Origin of the sequence: Streptomyces sp. SCSIO ZS0520, from assembly GCF_025643355.1 — a bacterium.
Lineage (GTDB): Bacteria > Actinomycetota > Actinomycetes > Streptomycetales > Streptomycetaceae > Streptomyces > Streptomyces physcomitrii.
In genome coordinates, this window is record NZ_CP092644.1 from 810040 (window position 1) to 823875 (window position 13836).

Annotated in this window: 12 protein-coding genes; 5 read left to right on the top strand and 7 right to left on the bottom strand. The window is 74.4% G+C overall.

What is annotated here, in order from left to right:
* Positions 1-117 precede the first annotated feature (117 nt).
* The 4 genes from MID12_RS02690 to MID12_RS02705 all read right to left on the bottom strand — a co-directional run bounded on the left by MID12_RS02690 (position 118) and on the right by MID12_RS02705 (position 3719).
* Positions 118-1437 (bottom strand): helix-turn-helix domain-containing protein, encoded by a 1320-nt coding sequence (locus tag MID12_RS02690; protein ID WP_263164629.1) that lies wholly within the window; start codon positions 1435-1437, stop codon positions 118-120.
* Between the two features lie 304 nt (positions 1438-1741).
* A complete protein-coding gene (locus MID12_RS02695; RefSeq protein ID WP_040246476.1) occupies positions 1742-2926 on the bottom strand; it encodes an MFS transporter in 1185 nt (394 codons plus the stop codon).
* A gap of 184 nt (positions 2927-3110) precedes the next feature.
* Positions 3111-3560, bottom strand: coding sequence for an SRPBCC family protein (locus MID12_RS02700; RefSeq protein ID WP_263164632.1), 450 nt, complete (start codon positions 3558-3560; stop codon positions 3111-3113).
* A 9-nt stretch (positions 3561-3569) separates the two neighbouring features.
* Positions 3570-3719, bottom strand: coding sequence for a hypothetical protein (locus MID12_RS02705; protein ID WP_263164634.1), 150 nt, complete (start codon positions 3717-3719; stop codon positions 3570-3572).
* A gap of 206 nt (positions 3720-3925) precedes the next feature.
* On the opposite strand from MID12_RS02705, the gene MID12_RS02710 reads away from it, so the two are divergent.
* Positions 3926-4537 (top strand): dihydrofolate reductase family protein, encoded by a 612-nt coding sequence (locus MID12_RS02710; protein WP_263164636.1) that lies wholly within the window; start codon positions 3926-3928, stop codon positions 4535-4537.
* 136 nt (positions 4538-4673) lie between these two features.
* Here MID12_RS02710 and MID12_RS02715 read toward each other — a convergent pair whose 3' ends face one another.
* Positions 4674-6032, bottom strand: coding sequence for a radical SAM protein (locus tag MID12_RS02715; RefSeq protein ID WP_052482070.1), 1359 nt, complete (start codon positions 6030-6032; stop codon positions 4674-4676).
* Between the two features lie 259 nt (positions 6033-6291).
* On the opposite strand from MID12_RS02715, the gene MID12_RS02720 reads away from it, so the two are divergent.
* From MID12_RS02720 to MID12_RS02730, 3 genes are all read left to right on the top strand, one after another.
* Complete coding sequence (locus MID12_RS02720) at positions 6292-9183, top strand: glycoside hydrolase family 2 TIM barrel-domain containing protein (protein ID WP_263164638.1); 2892 nt, start codon at positions 6292-6294, stop codon at positions 9181-9183.
* A gap of 138 nt (positions 9184-9321) precedes the next feature.
* Positions 9322-9726: a VOC family protein gene (locus MID12_RS02725; protein WP_040246484.1), complete on the top strand. Its 405-nt coding sequence runs from the start codon at positions 9322-9324 to the stop codon at positions 9724-9726.
* Positions 9727-9855: 129 nt separating this feature from the next.
* Complete coding sequence (locus MID12_RS02730; protein WP_040246486.1) at positions 9856-10212, top strand: VOC family protein; 357 nt, start codon at positions 9856-9858, stop codon at positions 10210-10212.
* A 60-nt stretch (positions 10213-10272) separates the two neighbouring features.
* Here MID12_RS02730 and MID12_RS02735 read toward each other — a convergent pair whose 3' ends face one another.
* Positions 10273-10980 (bottom strand): helix-turn-helix domain-containing protein, encoded by a 708-nt coding sequence (locus MID12_RS02735; protein ID WP_263164641.1) that lies wholly within the window; start codon positions 10978-10980, stop codon positions 10273-10275.
* A gap of 33 nt (positions 10981-11013) precedes the next feature.
* Positions 11014-12183 (bottom strand): YihY/virulence factor BrkB family protein, encoded by a 1170-nt coding sequence (locus tag MID12_RS02740; protein ID WP_263164643.1) that lies wholly within the window; start codon positions 12181-12183, stop codon positions 11014-11016.
* A 17-nt stretch (positions 12184-12200) separates the two neighbouring features.
* Here MID12_RS02740 and MID12_RS02745 point away from each other — a divergent pair, with 17 nt between their 5' ends.
* Positions 12201-13835: an acyl-CoA dehydrogenase family protein gene (locus MID12_RS02745; protein ID WP_263164646.1), complete on the top strand. Its 1635-nt coding sequence runs from the start codon at positions 12201-12203 to the stop codon at positions 13833-13835.
* Position 13836: the final 1 nt, after the last annotated feature.

Below are 13836 nucleotides of genomic sequence, written 5' to 3' on the forward strand. Positions count from 1 at the left end.
TACGGATGACGGGATGCGGTACGGCGACGCGCGGGCGGTGCGGCTCCGCGCGTCGCCAGGGCCCACTGTGCGAGGAGGAGGTTGGTGAAAGGTTGGCGGCGCAGGCCGCCGGGGCTCTCAGCTGCGCAGGGCGGCGTCCAGGCGGCCCGCGGGGATGCCGCGTCTGCTGTCGCCGGAGGGCAGCAACCGCAGGGCGTGTTCGTGGACTTCGATGTCGTAGGGCGCCAATTCCCCGTATTTGAGGGCGTGTTCGGGATCCCCGCTGTTCAATACCGCCTGGCGGACGGCGACTTCGAGGCGGGCGCGCCACTCGGTGATGCCGGGGGCCTCGGAGCGGGGCAGCAGCGGGCCGCGGTAGCGGGCGAGGGCGGCGGCGGTGTCGCTCTCGCGCAGCGCGCGCAGCACCTCGGCGGCGTCGCAGAGGACCGGGACGGTCAGCGCGTAGGTGCCCTTGGTGATGCCGCCGCCGAGGGTGCTGCGCAGATGGGAGACCTCGGCCTTGAAGGTGGAGGCGGCCACCGGGCGCTCGCCGTAGACCGCGTAGCGCAGCCGCTCCGGGGACCAGCCCCCGTCGTCGAGGGCGAGCAGGGTCAGGATCTCCCACTGGCGGGGCGGCAGCCGCAGCACCCGGCCCTCGCGTACCGCGGACTGCCGGCCGAGGCAGGAGAGCCGTACCGGGGGCCCGGCGGCCGGAGCGGGGCCCGGTTCGGTGCGCAGCCGCGCCTCCAGGGTGGAGACCAGGGTGCGTACGGTGGTCATCGCGAGCGGGTGGGAGCGGTCCCAGGTGGTGGACAGGTCCAGGACCCCGAGGGTGCGGCCCTCGGCGTCGCGGACCGGGGCGCAGTAGCAGGCCCAGCCGTGCAGCGCGGTGACCAGGTGCTCGGCGGAGAAGACACTGCTGGGGCGGCCGGTGCGCAGGGCGAGGGAGAGGGCGTTGGTGCCCATGGCGGGCTCGTCCCAGCGGCCGCCGGGCATGAAGTTGACGCGTTCGGCACGTCGGCGCATGACCCGGCCGCCGCAGGTCCACAGGATGGTCCCGGAGGCGTCGGTGACGGCGGCGATGAATCCGGCGTCGTCGGCGATGCTGCGCAGTTCCGGGGCGAGTTCGGTGATCGGGCCGCGCAGCGGGGAGCCGTCCCAGCGCGGGGCGACCTCGCCCGCGTCGGTGACCGGGGCGCTGTCGCGGCCCGGGTCGACGGTGCTGAGCGAGCGCCGCCAGGAGTCGGTGACCTCGGGGCGGGGCTCCGCGTCACCCGGGTCCCCGGGGGCGCCGCCGCTGTGCTCGCCCTTGCCCGCTGTGCTGTTCTCGCCGCTTCCGCCGGGAGGGGCGGGGCGCCTTCCCGGTTCCGGGCGGCGCGCCGCCAACTCCGGTACGACCCGGGTCCATTGGTCCTCCAGCGCCGCTCTGCGCTGCCGGAGCCCACCGCGCACTGCCATGGCTCGCCTCGACCTCTGCTTCGCCGTCCGAGGAGTGGTGGCGTCCATCCTGGCGCAGATCGGCGCGGAACGCAGCGGTCCGGAAGCAGTTGACCGCCGAGCGTACGCACGGGGGGCGCGTGCGCCGGTGCAGGTGCGGCCAGGGGCACATCTGTGTTCAGGGGGGCGGCGGGGACGGGTGTTGCCGCGGTGCGCTCCCGGGGATCACCGGGCAGGGCGGAGACCGGGAGTCGGACGCGCGGGGTGCCGCCCGGCATGACGGCCGAGGGCTCGTAGCCGTGTCCGTGGCCGTCTCCGTGAGCGTTCAGGCCGCCTCGGGTGCCGGTGTCCGGCGCAGGCGCAGGCCGACCAGTACGGCGAGCAGGGCGACGATCGCGGTGAAGAGGACGCCCGCGGGGCGCAGTCCGAGCCAGAGGGTGAGGGCGCCGACGCCGACGACCGGGAGCGAGATGCCGGTGTAGGCGACGACGAAGAACGCCGAGACGGTGGCGCCGCGCTGGGCCGCCGGTGCGGCGGTGCCCACCGAGATGACCGCGGCGCGGAAGGCGAGGCCCTGGCCGGTGCCGCCGGTCACCGCGCCGAGGATCAGCAGCGGCAGCGACTCCGCGAGCAGCGAGGCGGCGATCAGCGCCAGGCCGAGGACGAGGACGAAGCAGCCGCGGGGCAGGGCGCGGCGGACACCGAGCCGCGGGGAGAGCAGCTGGCCCGCGGTGGAGGCGAGGAAGACGGAGAAGACCACCGCGCCCGCGACGGCGAGGTTGCGCACCCGCAGGGTCTCGGCGAGGAAGCTGGGGGCGACCGCGGTGAACAGTCCGAGCAGCGAGAACCCGGCGAACCCGGCCAGGGCGGCGGGCACGAACACCGCCCGGGCCGCGGGCGGGACGATCATGCCCTGGGGCTTGGGGCGGGGCCGGTGTTCGCGGTTCTCGACCGTCTCCGGCAGGCCGAGCAGGAGCAGCGCGGCGAGCGCGAGCAGCGCCAGGTGGGTGAGGAAGGGGAGGGCCAGCGGCCGGGGCGCGTACTCGGCGAGCAGCCCGGCGAGGAGCGGGCCGCAGCCGAGGCCGCCCATATTGGCGGCGGTGGCGGCGAATCCGGCGCGGGCACGGGCCTCGGGCGGGGCCAGGTCCAGGACGGCGGCGGTGGCCCCGCCGCTGAAGAGCCCCGCCGCGAAGCCGGAGAGCAGCCGCCCGGCGAAGAGCAGCGGCAGCCCGCCCTCGAAGAGGAAGCACAGGGCGCTGGCGGCGGAGAGCAGCAGCGCGAGCAGGAGGACCGGGCGGCGTCCGGCGCGGTCCGAGTAGTCCCCCGCGGTGAGCAGCACCGTGATGACGCCGACCGCGTAGACGGCGAAGACCACGGTCACCATCAGCTCGGAGAAGCCCAGCTCCTCGCGGTAGAGGCCGTAGAGCGGGGTGGGCAGGGTGGTACCGGCCATGCCGATGGCGAAGACGGCGGCGGCCGCCGGGTATCCGAGGCGTACGGGGTGGGGCATGACGTCACGCTATGCGGTGGCCGCGGGGTGCGCCGGGACCGGCGTGCGGGGGCCGTGGCCGCGGTGGGGTTCCCCGGCGGCGAGGCCGAAGGCGCGGGGCCCTCGGGGCGCGACCGGTGGCGTAGAACCCTCGCGGCGCGATCCGGCTCCGAGGGAGTCCTTGCGGTGGGGCCCGGCGCCGCTCTCAGCCGGAGGGGCGGTCGCGGAGCAGGCGGTCCAGGACCCGGCCGAAGAGGAGCCGTCCGGCGAAGGCCAGCGCGGGGTCGCAGAAGGCGGGCAGTCCGCGCAGCCGGATCTCCTCGTGCCACTGGGCGCGGGACCCGGACCCGGCCGCCGGGTGCACGGCGATCTCCGCGTGCCCGGTGACGATCCGGCCGCGCTTCTCGATCCGGCAGTGGCCCGGTTCGCCGTCCCGAGGGGGCTGCCAGGACACCAGCTCCATCGGGTCGTCGAAGCCGAGCGGGCCGAGGCCGGTCCGGGCGAGGAAGCGGGTGCCGGTCCGGTTCGGGGGTCCGGTCTGCACGGTGATGCGGGTGAGCGGCACACCCCCGGCGTGCTGCTCCCAGGTCGTCAGGCGGCGCCAGGTCTCGGCCGGGTCGTGGGGCGAGGTACGCACGAGGCGGATGAAAGCCACGACCCGAGCCTAAGGGGTGCCGTCGAAGCCCCGCGCGATGCCCGCGGTGCGCGGCGCGGCCGAGCCGGGCGGTGCGGTGACGGGTCGGCCCTCGAAAGTGATCGCGAAGGCGTCGAGGGCGGCCGTCCACCGCTGGGCCCGGTACGGGCGGCCGTCCACCGCTGTGCCCGGTACGGGCGGCCCCGGCCGGGTCGGGGCCGGGCTCCCGCGGCGGTCACCGCGCAGGTCCGCCTGATCGCGCGGCGGCCAGGACGCCGACGGCTTCGCGGTCCGCGATGAGTTCGGTCGCCTCTGCCAGTCTGTGTGTGTCGTGGGGTCCGATCACCTCACGGCACCGCGCAACCGCTGCTTTCAGAGAGAAGCTGATGACCGACACCACCTGCCACATGTCGATCTCGCTCGACGGCTTCGTCGCCGGACCCGAGCAGAGCCGAGACCATCCGCTGGGCAAGCGCGGCCAGGAGCTGCACGGCTGGCATATCGGCGACCCGCGCGCGACCGGAGCCGACGAGACGGCCGACAGCTGGCTGATGCGCCCGCGCGGCGCCTACGTCATGGGCCGGAACATGTTCGGGCCCGTCCGCGGGGAGTGGGATGAGGCATGGGAGGGGTGGTGGGGCTCCGAACCCCCGTACCACGCCCCGGTCTTCGTGCTCACGCGCTACGCCCGTGAACCGGTCAGGATGGCGGGAGGGACCACCTTCCACTTCGTCACCGAAGGCTTCGACGCCGCTTACGCGCGGGCCCTCGAAGCCGCCGACGGCAGGGGTGTGGACATCGCCGGTGGCGCCTCGACGGTGCGGCAGGCGCTCGACGCCGATGTGATCGACGAGCTCACCCTCGACATCGCACCCGTCCTGCTCGGCAGCGGCGAGCGCCTGTTCGACGGCGTCGAGGCCTTCGCCTTCGAGCCCGTCGAGGTGCTCCACTCACCGCTGACCACGCATATCCGCTACCGCCGACGCGAGGCCGGCTGAGCGACGACCGGCCCTCGCCCCTCGCGGTCCGCACGGCACCGGTGATCACCAGCCGGACGGACACCGCCGAGCAACCGGGCAGGCCCGCAAGGCCGTTCGGCGGGGCGCCGCCATTGGTGCGCCCCGCCGGGCGTGATCAGGCCTCCGCCGCCGGGGAGTCGGCGGCCGGGCGGTTCTCCTCCGGCGTACGGGAGGGGTCCAGGCTGTCCATGAAGGAGCTGACGGAGAAGACCGCGCGGCCGGGGCCCGCGGGGCCGTATCCGGGCGGCGAGGAGAGGCCGAACTCGTCCATGGTGGAGCGGTAGGCGTCGAGGAGCCGGATGTGGTACTCCAGCGGGGCGCCCTGCGGATTGGCCTTGCCGAGCGGGGTGGTGGGCTCCGGGCACCAGGTGGTGAAGCGCGGGGTGATGCCGTGCGACATGAAGAAGCGCAGCCCCTCCGTGGTGGAGGTGATCGCCTCGTCGACGCTGGTGAAGCCGAAGGGCTCGGCCATCTCCACCCCGGCCACGAAGTTGGGGATGACATTGCGGGCGCCGAAGACGTCGGCGGAGTCGAGGATCCGGCGGTGCCACTCGTCGCGGCCGACGTAGCGCTCCTTGCCGGGGCAGTACAGCTCGAAGAGGCGGCGGTCCCAGACCTCGTAGTTGGGGTGGTAGATCTGCACCCCGTAGTCGTGGAAGCGCTTGACGTCGTCCTTGGGCAGCGCCTGGGCGACGACCTTGCCGATCCAGCGGCCGGGGAAGCGCTCCTCGATGGCCTTGGCGTACTGGCCGTAGAAGTCGGCCTCGTCCCGGCCGCCGATGTGCGAGGTGATCGCGCCGCCGGTCAGCGTGTAGGCGGTGGAGGACTTCGCGGTGTCGTACTTGTCGATGATGGCGAGGGCTTCGAGGACCTCCTCGACCGGCTTGACCCCGGTGTAGGGCCGCCCGGCCGCCTTGTGCTGGCGCCAGTTGTGGTTGATGTCGCAGTACTGGCACTCCTCCTTGGCGCCGAAGTACTGGCAGACCCGGAAGACCGTGAGGTAGATCAGATAGCCCCACTGGATGGTGGGGGCGACCTCCATCACGGACTTGCCGTTGTCCAGGGTGTGCCGGTAGTAGTCCGGCATCGGCGGCAGGCCCACGTCCGAGATGCGCTGCCCGTCGAGGTAGAGGCCGAGCATGCCGTCCTCGTCGGCGGCGACCCGGTAGGGGGAGCTGGGGTTGACCCGCACCGAGACCACAGTGCGGCGCAGCTCGTAGGGGCCGCCGGTGAGGACGATCTCCTCGGGCGGGCGGCGCAGGGCGGCCGCGCCCAGCTCGGGCAGGGTGCCGTGGTCGAAGGAGAAGATGAAGTACGACTTCGGCTTGACGTCGCCGCCCTCGTTGTCGCTGAGCGCGGACTCGTCGAAGGCGATACCGCCGCGCAGCAGGTCCTCCTTGAAGACCGCCTCACGCGGTACATGCGGGAACCGCTCCATCAGATCCTCGACCAACGCGGTGCGGCCGGCGCCCATGTCGTCTCCCTTGCCTCTAGAAACCCGGGTACTGCGAGGCGGCGGTGCGGGGTCCCCGCGCCGACGCGCTCCCCTCACGGTATGCCTTCGCTCCGGCGGACCCGTTCCCGGCTCGGGTCACGTGACCCCCGGCACACCGGCCGGGCCGGGCGGCGCGCCCCGCCGCCCTTGAACACCGGACGTCCTACGTCCTAGCGTGGCGCGCGACCGGCCGCCGCCGGGACCCCCCGGCGCACCCGGACCACCGGCGAGGAGAGCGATGAGCAGCGCACCGCGGGCGAAGGCAGCCCTCCCCTACTACGAGCAGGTGGCCCCCGGCACCGGGTGCCTGCCGCCGCGCACCGGCTGTGCCCGCACCGACGCCGCCCGGCTGCCGCTCTCGGGCAGCTGGCGCTTCCGGCTCGCCCCGCGGGCGGACGCCCACGACGACTCCTTCGCGGACCCGGTGTACGACAGCGGGGACTGGGACCGGATCGAGGTGCCGGGCCACTGGGTCCTCCAGGGGCATGGGGCGCCCGCGTACACCAATACGCCCTATCCCTTCCCGCTCGATCCGCCGCGGGTGCCGGACGAGAACCCGACCGGTGACCATCTGCGGGACTTCGCGCTCCCGGAGGACTGGCCGGCGGGCGGCGAGAGCGTGCTGCGCTTCGAGGGGGTGGACTCCTGCGCCCGGGTCTGGCTGAACGGGGTGGAGCTGGGCGAGTTCAAGGGCTCCCGGCTGCCGCACGAGTTCGCCGTCGGGGGGCTGCTGCGCACCGGCCGCAATGTCCTCGCGGTACGGGTGCACCAGTGGTCCGCGGGCAGCTATCTGGAGGACCAGGACCAGTGGTGGCTGCCGGGCATCTTCCGCGAGGTCGACCTCTGGCACCGGCCGGACGGCACCGCCGCCGACCACTTCGTGCACGCCTCCTACGACCACGAGCGGGGCCAGGGCACCCTGCGGGTGGAGTCGACGGTGCCGGGGCGGGTGCGGGTGCCGGAACTCGGGCTCGACCTCGCCACCGGGGAGCCGGCGACGCTGCCGGTCGAGCCGTGGAGCGCGGAGTCCCCGCGGCTGTACGAGGGTGAACTGGCCACCGGGGGCGAGCGGGTGGGGCTGCGCATCGGCTTCCGTACCGTCGCGGTCGAGGGCGGGCTGCTGAAGGCAAACGGCCGCCGGGTGCTCTTCCGCGGGGTGAACCGGCACGAGTTCCATCCGGAGACCGGCCGGGCCCTGGACCACGCGACCATGCGCGCCGACCTGCTCCTGATGAAGCGGCACAACATCAACGCCGTCCGCACCAGCCACTATCCGCCGCACCCGGCCTTCCTGGACCTCTGCGACGAGCTGGGGCTCTGGGTGATCGACGAATGCGACCTGGAGACGCACGGCTTCCACGCGGTCGGCTGGCGCGGCAACCCGGTCACCGAGGAGCGCTGGACCCCCGCCCTGCTCGACCGGATCGCGCGCACCGTCGAGCGGGACAAGAACCACCCCTCGGTGATCGTCTGGTCGCTGGGCAACGAGTGCGGCACCGGCGCCGGTCTCTCCGCGATGGCCGACTGGGCGCGGCGGCGCGATCCCGGCCGCCCGCTGCACTACGAGGGCGACCGGTCCTGCGCGGACACCGACATGTACTCGCGGATGTACGCGGACCACGAGGAGGTCGGGCGCATCGGCCGCGGCGAGGACCGGGACGGACCGCCCGCCCGCGCCGAACTGCCCTTTCTGCTCTGCGAGTACGGCCATGCGATGGGCAACGGCCCCGGCGGGCTCGCCGAGTACCAGCGGCTCTTCGAGACCTATCCGCGCTGCCAGGGCGGCTTCGTCTGGGAGTGGATCGACCACGGCCTCGCCCACCCCCGCTTCGGCTTCGCCTACGGCGGCGACTTCGGCGAGGTGCTGCACGACGGCAACTTCGTCTGCGACGGCCTGGTACTGCCCGACCGCACCCCCTCACCCGGCCTCGACGACTACAAGCGGGTCATCGCCCCGGTCCGCATCGAGGCAGGCGAGAGCGCCGGTACGGTACGGATCCGCAACCTCCACGACGTCCTGGACCTCGGGCACCTCACCTTCACCTGGGCCTACGAGGCCGAAGGCGAGGAGCTGTCCGGCGGGCGCCTGGAGGTGCCGCCGCTGGAGCCCGGCGAGCAGGCCGAGGTGAAGCTGCCCCCGGCGCCCGCTACCCCGCGCCCGGGCGGCGAGTCGTACTGGACCGTCAGCGCCGTCCTGAGCGAGGCGGCCGACTGGGCACCGCGCGGCCACGAGATCGCCTGGGGCCAGGTCCGGGACACCGCGCGCCGCTCCCCCGCGCCCGCCACCGGCACCGCCCCGCGGGCCGCCCACGGCAGCCTCCTCCTCGGCCCCGGCGTCCTGGACGCCCGTACCGGCGGGCTGGTCTCGGTGGGCGGGGTGCCGGTGCGAGGGCCCCGGGTGGAGGTGTGGCGGGCGCCGACCGACAACGACAACGGCGCGCCCTGGCTGCCGGAGACCGAACTCGCCCGGCGGTGGCGGGCCTTGGGCCTGGACCGGATGCGGCACCGGGTGGACGCGGTGGAGAGCGCGGACGGGGCGGTGGTGGTGCGCGGGCGGGTGGCTCCCGACGCGACCGACCTGGCGCTGGCGACCGAGCTGCGCTGGACCTCCGACGGCGAGCGGCTGACCGTGGCGGTGAGTGTCACCCCCGAGGGCGAGTGGGAGCTGCCGCTGCCCCGGCTCGGCCTGGGCCTCGCGCTCCCGCGCACGCTGGGCCGGGTGCGCTGGTTCGGCGCCGGGCCCGGCGAGTCCTATCCGGACACCGGCGGCGGCGCCCGGCTCGGCCGCTGGCAGCGGGAGGTCGACGCGCTCCAGACCCGGTACGTACGGCCGCAGGAGAACGGCGCCCGGGCGGGGGTGCGCTGGGCCGAACTCACCGACGGCGACCGGGCCTTGCGCATCACCGGGGACCCGGAGTTCTGGTTCACGGCCCGGCGCTGGAGCACCGCCGAACTGGACGCGGCCCGCCACCTCACCGACCTGGTCCCCGGGGAGTCGGTGCGGGTGAACCTGGACCACGGCCAGCACGGCATCGGCTCGGCCTCCTGCGGCCCCGGCGTACTGCCCGCCCACCGACTCCGGGTGGCACGGGCGCGGTTCGCCTTCACCTTCGAGGTGCTTCAGGGGTGAGCGGCGGCTCCCGGGCGAGGCTCCCCAGCGGGCTGAGTGACGGTGCTCGGGTGCCTGCCGCACCGCGCGGTGGGCGGCCGGGCGCCGTGTCCGATTCCTTCAAGACCCGCGCCGCCCGCCGTGCCTACGCTGCGGAGCATGACTCCCACATTCGACGTGGTCGGCCTGGTCGCCTCCGACCTGCCCGCCACCCTCGCCTTCTACCGGCGGCTCGGGCTCAGCATCCCCGAGGGCGCCGAGTCCGCACCGCACGTCGAGGTCGAACTCCCCGGCGGGATGCGGCTGCTCTTCGACTCCGAGGAGGTGATCCGCTCCTTCCAGCCCGACTGGCGGGCCCCCTCCGGCGAGGGCCGCATCGGCCTCGCCTTCCGCTGCGCGAGCCCGGCCGAGGTCGACTCCCAGCACGCGGCCCTGGTCGCGGCGGGCGCCACGAGCGCCAAGGACCCCTGGGACGCGGACTGGGGCCAGCGGTACGCCGTGGTCCTCGACCCGGACGGCAACGGCGTCAGCCTGTACGCGGGGCTGGGCGGGGCGCAGGGGTAGGACCGCTCGTCCGGATCACGCCGGGCCCGCGGGGCCCGGCGCCGTCCGTACGGCCGTGCCGCGCAAGTCGGTTCCGCGGTCCGATCGGCCCGGGCCGGGGACGGTGACGGCACCCCCTAGGGTGGCCCCATGCGCGTCCGACTCGACGAGATCGTCTTCGACTGTGCGGAGCCCCGGAGCCTGGCGGTCTTCTGGGCCGGGCTGCTCGGCGGCGAGCCCGTGCACCGCTCCGCCGACTGGTCGTATCTGGACGCCCCGCTGGAGGCGCCCGGGACCGTCCGCTTCGCCTTCCAGCGGGTGCCGGAGCCCAAGAGCGGCAAGAACCGGCTGCATGTCGACATCGAGGTGGACTCGATCCCCGAGGCGAGCCTGCGGGCCGAGGAGCTCGGTGCCCAGCGGTCCGGCGGGATCGTCACCGACGAGAACGGCTCCTTCCAGGTGCTGTACGACATCGAGGGCAACGAGTTCTGCTTCGTACGCCCCTGAGCCCGCGGGCCCCCGCCCAGCCCTGAGCACCGCCGCCCCCACGGTGCGGCCGGAGGCTTCTCAGCCCTCGCGGCCGAGCAGCTCGCCCAGCGGCATGCCCGTCAACTCCCTTACCTCACGGGCGAGATGGGCCTGGTCCGCGTAGCCGGAGAGAGCGGCCGTGGTGGCGAAGGCGGTGCCCGCGCGGGCCAGGGCGAGGGCGCGCTGGAGGCGGAGGATCCGGGCGAGGGTCTTGGGGCCGTAGCCGAAGGCGGCCAGGGAGAGGCGGTGCAGCTGCCGGGTGCCGAGGCCGGCCGCCTCGGCGGTGGCGGCGACGCTGCCGCCCGCGTCCAGGGCGGCGACGAGCCGGGTGAGCAGCGGGTCGGCAGGTCCGCCGCGCGCCGCCTGCCGCAGGGCCAGGGCCTCGAGCGCGGCGGCCGGGTCCCGGGCGGCGTCGACGCGGGCGGTGAACTCGCGCACCTCGGCCGCGGGCCACAGCTCGGCGAGGGGGACGCGCTGGTCGCGCAGTGCGTGCGCCGGTACCCCGAGCACCGCGGGGGCGCGGCCGGGCGGGAAGCGGACCCCGGCCATGGCGGCATCCTGGCCGAGGGGTCCTTCGGCGGCGCCGGGCCGGAAGGCGTGGGTGTCCGGGCCCGCCACGTAGAGGTGGCCGCGTACCCACAGCAGGTCCATGCAGCCGTCGGGCAGCACCGCGGAGACCGGGCCGGGGCCGGGTGTACGGCTCCAGACCTGGGCGCCGTCGAGGCGGGCGGGGCGTTCGCGGTACACGTCACCAGGCTACGCGCGGGCGCCGGACCGGGCTCACCGCTCCTCGGGGCCCGGGCCCTCCTGGTGCGGTTTGGCGTGGGTGCGCAGGCGTCCGGTGAGGTCGTCCGGGGGCAGGAACTTCGACCAGCGCTCGGGGAACTCGGAGGGCATGTCGGGGGCGTCGTCCTCGGCGGCCTCGTCGTCCTGGCCGTACTCCGTGGGGTGCGGGGCGGGACGCCGCGGGAGCCGCCTGAGGTGCGAGCCCTCCGGGGTCCTGGGGCCGCGGGCGGCGTGGGCCTCGCGGGCCGCCGCGGTGGCGACCGAGGGCCAGACCCGGTCGATCGCCGCGTTCACCGCGGCGCCCACCAGGACCGCGAAGGCGGAGACCCCGATCCACAGCAGTACCGCCACGGGTGCGGCGAGCGAGCCGTAGATGGAGGGGCCCTCGACGGTGTTGATCAGGTAGACCCGCAGGATGACGCTGCCGAGCACCCACATCGCGAGGGCCACGAGGGCGCCCGGGACGTCCTCCACCCAGGGTGACTTGGCGGGCACCGAGACGTGGTAGAGCGTGGTGAGGAAGACCACCGAGAGGACCAGGACCACGGGCCAGTACAGGATCTGCACGGCCGTCTCCGACCAGGGCACGATCTGCACCACCGCGTCCGGGCCGGCGACCATCAGCGGCAGTGCCACCGAGCCGATGACCAGGGCGACGAGGAAGAGCAGGAAGGCGAGCAGGCGGGTCTTGACGATGCCGCGCTCCCCGTCGAGTCCGTACATCACCGTGATGGTGTCGATGAAGACGTTGACCGCCCGGGAGCCGGACCAGAGCGCGATCACGAAGCCGATCGAGATGACGTCGGGGCGGCCGCCCTTCAGGACGTCGTCCAGGATCGGCCGGGCTATCTCCTTGACGCCCTGGTCGGACAGGACGGTACGGGAGGCCTCCAGGAGGTTGGTCTGCAGGCTCGCGATGGTGTCGGTGCCGGTCCAGGCGTCCACGTAGCCGAGCAGGCCGACGATGCTGAGCAGCAGCGGCGGCACGGACAGCAGCGTGAAGAAGGCGGCCTCGGCGGCGAGGCCGAGGACCCGGTACTCGATGCAGGAGTTGACGGTGTCCTTGAGCAGCAGCCAGGCGGTCCGCCGTTTGGAGACGTTCCGGTAGAGGGCGCGGGCCCGGTGGAGCCGGCCCCCGGCGGGTGTTTCCTTAGCGTGCTGCACCTCCTTACCGTATCGGCATGGCAGCGCGCACTCATACCGTGACCAACCAGGCCCCGCCCCTGGTGGAATACGACGTCTTCACGGCGGACCGGGCCCTGGTGGAGGGCGTCGCACGGCATGCCGATCCCCTGCTCCTCGGCGAGATCCGGGAGGAGCTGTCCGGGCTGGGCCGCTCCGCGGGCTCCGCGCAGGTGCAGGAGTGGGCCGAGCTGGCCGACACCCACACCCCGCGGCTGCGCACCCACGACCGCTTCGGCAACCGCGTCGACGAGGTGGAGTTCCACCCCTCCTGGCACCGGCTGCTCGGCAAGGGCGTGGCCGCGGGGCTCACCGATGCCTGGACGCGGCCCGCCGGGCATCTGCGGCGCGCGGCGGGCTTCCTGATCTGGTCGCAGGCCGAGGCCGGCAACGGCTGCCCGCTGTCGATGACGCACGCCGCGGTGCCCGCGCTGCGCGCCGACCCGGCGCTGGCCGCCGTGTGGGAGCCGCTGCTGACCTCGCGGATCTACGAGCAGGGGCTGCGCCCGGCCGGGGAGAAAGCCGGGGTCCTGTTCGGGATGGGCATGACGGAGAAGCAGGGCGGCAGCGACGTCCGCGCCAACACCACCGAGGCCACCGCGCTGGCCGCCGAGGGCGAGTACACGCTCACCGGGCACAAGTGGTTCTGCTCGGCGCCCATGTCGGACGGCTTCCTGGTCCTCGCCCGGGCCGCGGGGGGCCTGACCTGCTTCCTGGTGCCGCGGGTGCTGCCCGACGGCAGCCGCAACGCCTTCGCCCTCCAGCGCCTCAAGGACAAGCTGGGCAACCGGTCCAACGCCTCCGGCGAGGTCGAGTTCGACGGGACCTGGGCGCGGCGGGTGGGCGAGGAGGGGCGCGGGGTGCGGACCATCATCGAGATGGTCGCGGCGACCCGGCTCGACTGCGTGCTGGGCTCCGCCGCCCTGATGCGGCAGGCCGTCGCGCGGGCCACCCACCACTGCGCCCACCGGGAGGCCTTCGGCGGGCGGCTGATCGACAAGCCGCTGATGCGCAACGTCCTCGCCGATCTGGCCCTGGAGTCGGAGGCGGCGACGGTGCTCGCGCTGCGGCTCGCGGCGGCCTGGGACGAGGGCGGCCCCCGCGAGCGCGCCCTGCTGCGGCTCGCGGTCCCGGCGGCGAAGTTCTGGGTCACCAAGCGGTGCACCCCGGTGACCGCGGAGGCCCTGGAGTGCCTGGGCGGCAACGGCTATGTGGAGGAGTCCGGGATGCCGCGGCTGCTGCGCGAGTCGCCGGTGAACTCGATCTGGGAGGGTTCGGGCAACGTCCAGTCCCTCGATGTCCTGCGGGCGCTGCAACGCGAGCCGGAGGCGGTGGCCGCCTTCCTGGAGGAGGTGGGCGCGGCCCGGGGCGCCGACCACCGGCTGGACACGGCGATCAAGGAACTGCTCACCGAGCTGGCCGACCTGGAGGGCATCGAGGCCCGGGCCCGCCGGGTCGTCGAGCGGATGGCCCTGGTCCTCCAGGGCTCCCTGCTCGTACGGCACGCCCCGGCCGAGGTCGCGGACGCCTTCTGCGCCTCCCGGCTCGGCCGCGACTGGGGCTCCGCCTTCGGCACCCTGCCGCGGGGGCTGCATCTGGCCGCGCTGGTGGAGCGGGCAAGGCCGGAGGTGTAGG

Bases quoted from the DNA above. Each gene is read 5' to 3' on its own strand.
- MID12_RS02690 (WP_263164629.1), bottom strand. From the start codon at position 1,437: ATGGCAGTGCGCGGTGGGCTCCGGCAGCGCAGAGCGGCGCTGGAGGAC.
- MID12_RS02695 (WP_040246476.1), bottom strand. From the start codon at position 2,926: ATGCCCCACCCCGTACGCCTCGGATACCCGGCGGCCGCCGCCGTCTTC.
- MID12_RS02710 (WP_263164636.1), top strand. From the start codon at position 3,926: ATGACCGACACCACCTGCCACATGTCGATCTCGCTCGACGGCTTCGTC.
- MID12_RS02715 (WP_052482070.1), bottom strand. From the start codon at position 6,032: ATGGGCGCCGGCCGCACCGCGTTGGTCGAGGATCTGATGGAGCGGTTC.
- MID12_RS02720 (WP_263164638.1), top strand. From the start codon at position 6,292: ATGAGCAGCGCACCGCGGGCGAAGGCAGCCCTCCCCTACTACGAGCAG.
- MID12_RS02725 (WP_040246484.1), top strand. From the start codon at position 9,322: ATGACTCCCACATTCGACGTGGTCGGCCTGGTCGCCTCCGACCTGCCC.
- MID12_RS02730 (WP_040246486.1), top strand. From the start codon at position 9,856: ATGCGCGTCCGACTCGACGAGATCGTCTTCGACTGTGCGGAGCCCCGG.
- MID12_RS02745 (WP_263164646.1), top strand. From the start codon at position 12,201: ATGGCAGCGCGCACTCATACCGTGACCAACCAGGCCCCGCCCCTGGTG.